The following is a 4,284-nucleotide window of genomic DNA, read 5'->3' on the forward strand; positions in this document are numbered from 1 at the left end:
CCCCGGGCCCAGAGCCTGCTCGAGCAGGCCGCCCAGGCCCGGCTGCGGGATCGCGGCGCGCTGGTGCTGGCGCCGATGGCGATCCACTGAACGGTCGATCACCGGGCGCGGATTATCGCGCGCGGCGGAGTGCGCCCGGCGGCGTCCGAAGCAGCACACGTCGGTTGACGTCGTCCAGTTCGATCCCCTCGAAGTGGCGCATGACATCGACACCCACGAGTAGCTCTAGTGACCCGGCACGGCATCGCGGTCCCGCGGGCAAACCCAAACGGTCGCGCGCGTTCCGCGCAGCTCAGGCTTCGGTGTTGAAGTCGCGCGCGGCCGTCGTCATGGCCTGGACCATGTCTTGTTCCGCTGCGGACAGCAGGGGGTTCCAGACGTCGAAGATCAGCACGACGCGCGGTTCGTCGCCGTCGTTGCGGGCTTCGTGCTCCAGCGTGTCGTCGAAGATCAGAACCTCGCCCTCAGTCCAGGTGCGCCGCTCGTATCCCACGCGGTACGTGCAGCCAGGCGGCACGATCAGGGGCAGGTGAACGACCAGGCGCGCATTGGTCTCGCCGTGATGCGGGGGGATCCAGGTGTGTGGCGCGAGCACGGAGAACATCGCGTTCGGACACAGACCGCTGATCCGCGCCATCTTGACCGCCTCGAGCGCCCGAGCGGTTCGGGGGCAGCGGTCGAGATTTTCCCGCACAGGAACGCCACCGCGCCACAGCGGAAACGAGCTCCAGCGGTCCGAATGGTTGAGATCGGCCCACTGGTTGACCGGCTCGCCTGGATTGTAGGCGATATAGGGCGAGAACCCGTCCTGGCCGGTCTGCTGGACGGCGCGGAGTTCGTCGCGGATAGCCGGCGTCGCCGCCTCAAGGTCGGCGACCCAGGAGAAATCCGCGCGGTCGAAGAAGGGGACCGGTGGCAGGCGCGGCACGGACAGCTGGTTGGCATTGGACCAATAGGGCTGCGTCCGCCCGGTGAGGATCGAGGCGGCTTCCGCCCAGCGTCCGGTGGCGGCGATCTCAAGGGCCGCGCGGGGCCCCGCGAGCGAGGCTTGCAGATGGGCGTCGAAGGCCTCGGTGTGCGCCTCGACCGCTTCGCGGGCGTGCTGCAGTTGCGTCCGCAGCGCGTCAGGCCAGTGTGCCTCGGGCGGCGACACCTTGAGGACGTCGCGATAGACGTTGGCGGCGGCCTTTGTCCGGCCCTGCCGCTCCAGGAACCCGGCCTTGGAGAGCATCCCCGGCAGGAAATAAGGGTCGATGACCAGGCAGTCGATGATGGCCTGCCATTCACCGTCAATGTCGCCCCGCTCGCGCTGCACAACGCTGGCGGTCATCAGGATCAGCGGGTCGTCGGGCGCCGCCGCATTGGCGGCCTTGAGCAACTCCATGGCGCCGGTGAAATCTCCCCGCTGGAAGGCGTGGATGGCCAGGCTGTAGAGCGCCTGCGGGTGGTCCGGCGCCAACGTCCGGACTTGACTCCACAACCGCTCGGCGTCCTGCCAACGGCCGGCGTTGGCGGCCTGGCCGGCGGCCTGGACCAGAGCGTCTACTTGAGCGGTCATCTGGGCGGTATCCTTCGGGCCGCGGCGCACCAACGCGGTACCAAGCGCCGGGCAAAAAGAAAACGGCGGGCTTTCGCCCGCCGCTTCCAGGATCAGACTGCGTTCTGGATCAGAAGCGCAGGTTCAGGCCGACCGAGAACACGCGGCCCAGCACGTCGTAGCCGCTGGGGAAGGTGTTTCCGCTGTTGGCCGAGGTGGTTCCAGCTTCGTTGCCAACCACCGGAGCATCGTTCTCGAACACGTTGCGAACACCGGCGCTGACCCTGACCGTGTCGTTGATGGCGTAGCTGGCCGACAGGTCGAAGTAATTGTGGGCCTCGATCGACCGGAAGGCCAGGAAGGTCACCGCCTCCTGGTTCGGCGCAACGTTGATCTTGCCCACGTAGCGCCACAGATACGACAGCTGCAGGTCGCCGATGTTCCAGCTGGTGCGCTGGACGAAACGGAACTCGGGGGTCGGATCGCACTGGGTGCTGAAGAAGCCGACGCAGTCGATGACTTTGGTCGCGTCGCCGCTCTGGCTCTCATTGGTCAGGTAGTAGTTACCCGTCCACTGGAAGGCCAGGCTGCCCCACTTTTCGTCCAGGCCAAAGGTGGTCATGTCCACGCCGAAGGCGACCGAGCCTTCGATGCCTTCCGCTTCCAAGCGCTTCAGGTTGGTGGTGAAGAGCTGGATGCCGGACGCCGGCGAGGCGATGTCGCCGTTCACCCGCACGATGTTTGCGCAGGCGACCGTGTTCGCCGCAATGTAGCAATCGTCAAGCACTTCCTGAGCCTGGAAGATGCCGATCGGGCTGTCGATTTTGATCCTGTAGTAGTCGACCGAGATCGAAAGATTACGCAGCGTCGGCATGAAGGTCGGCTGCCAGACAACGCCAATGGTGGTGGTGTCGGCCTTTTCAGGTTTCGGCAGACGGGCGAGGTTGGTGCCCTCGAAGGTGCTGACCTGACCCGAGACGATGTCCTGGATCGTGCCGACTTGGGCGGTCGTCTGGCCAGTGGAGATGCAGAGTGCGCGCAGGGCGGCCGAGATCGGCGCGGTGTTGCCGGACGAGCAGGGGTCGAACGTGGCGTTGCGCAGGCCGCTGACCAACGGCGCCGCGAGTTCGCCGATGTTCGGCGCACGCGCCGCACGCTGTTGCATGGCGCGGAAGCGCAGGCCCTCCATCGGCTCCCAGTTGACGCCGTACTTCCAGGTCTTGTTGACGCCGGAGGGGTCGTAGTCGGAGAAGCGGTAGCCGACCTCGATATCCAGCGACTTGGCCCAGGACTGATCGGCGGCGAGCTGGAAGATCGCTTCGCCGAACAATTCGTACACACTGTAGCCGCCGGCGATGGGCAGGGTGTTGCCGCCCGCACCGCCCAGGCAACTGGTCGGGGCAAGTTTCAGGCATTCGTCGGGTTCGGTACGGCCGAATTCCTCGCGGTATTCGGCGCCGACGCTGACGGCCAGCGGAACAGCCGCCAGCGGGCTCTGGATCGCAGGGATCGGGCCGGTGAGGTTCACCGAAGCCAATTGCTGGACATAGCTGGACTGCAGGATACCCACGGCGCCCGAGTAGGCGGCGGCGGCGGGCGTGATGGCGCCGAACGGACCGAAGATGTCGATCGGAACGCAGGCCGAGCCACCCGTGCGGCAGGAGGTCGTGCTCACCGCGTTCAGCGCGTTGCCGAAGTTGGTGACATTGGTGTAGCCGGCGCGGACTTCCGTGCGGCTCGATTCACCGCGCTGCAGCGAAGCATCCCAGCTCCAGTCCTCCAGGCCGAACGCATTATCGCCGCGCAGGCCGAACACCATCTGGTAGTAGTTGGTCTCATAGCTCGACGAACGCGGGCCCAGCTCAACGGTCCGGCGACGGATGACCAGGTTCAGGTCGTCGGCCGCGTCGATCGTGCCGTTGGCGTTCAGATCGCGGAAGTTGGCGGCGGTCAGTGTCCCGGCGGTCCGCGCGGCGTTGGCCGCGGTGATCAGGGTGGTGCGTTGCGAAGCCGACAGGAAGGGGTTGGACAGGGGCACGAAGAACGCGTTGCCGAAGATCCCCGAGGGGGCGATCTGTTGGCGCACGTTGGTGCGGGTGAACATCGTCCGCGCGTAGGCTTCGACGTTCTCGTTGATCTCATAGTGACCGACCGCCGTGGCGCTGAAGCGCTCCGCCGGGGTCTGATAGTAGTTGAACGGATTGAAGTTGAAGACCGAGCAGTTCGGGCCAAGCGTACGGTCCTCGCGAACCTGGAACGCGCCCGTCGCGGCGGGAACGCCAACCAGGGCGATCCGGCTGGGAATAGTGGTGGAGGAACCACCGAACGTCGTCGGAACCGAGCCGGGACCACCGCAGTTTACGGGGTGAGGCGGCGAGGTCACACCCAGGCCACCACCGGTCGCGGTGACGATGCCGACCTGACCGATGGCGCGGTCGCCCAGCAGGACGGGTTCGCGCTTGGAGTAGCCGAGGCTCATCGCGACGTTGCCGCGGCCTTCGGCCACGTTCGCCCCGATGGTCAGGGCGGCGCGGTAGGTCGCGCCGTCCTTGTCGCCCGTCTGACTGTAGCCGGTGTCGAGCTCGACGCCTTCAAAGTTCCTCTTGAAGATGAAGTTGACCAGACCCGAGATGGCGTCCGAACCGTACACCGCCGAGGCGCCGCCGGTAACGACGTCCACGCGCTCGATCAGGCCGGCCGGGATGGTGCCGATGTCGACCACGCCGCTGGTCGAGGAGGCCGGGACG

At 66.4% G+C, this 4,284-nt stretch carries 2 protein-coding genes; both read right to left on the reverse strand.

The window, feature by feature from the left end; genetic code table 11:
- Positions 1–292 precede the first annotated feature (292 nt).
- Entirely contained in the window at positions 293–1,588 is a 1,296-nt protein-coding gene (locus ACLL81_RS13110; RefSeq protein ID WP_411288798.1) for an aspartyl/asparaginyl beta-hydroxylase domain-containing protein, read from the reverse strand.
- A 79-nt stretch (positions 1,589–1,667) separates the two neighbouring features.
- Positions 1,668–4,284 (reverse strand): TonB-dependent receptor domain-containing protein (locus ACLL81_RS13115; RefSeq protein ID WP_411288799.1); only part of this gene is annotated, 2,617 nt, incomplete at its 5' end.

This window comes from Phenylobacterium sp., from assembly GCF_046590535.1.
Lineage (GTDB): Bacteria > Pseudomonadota > Alphaproteobacteria > Caulobacterales > Caulobacteraceae > Phenylobacterium.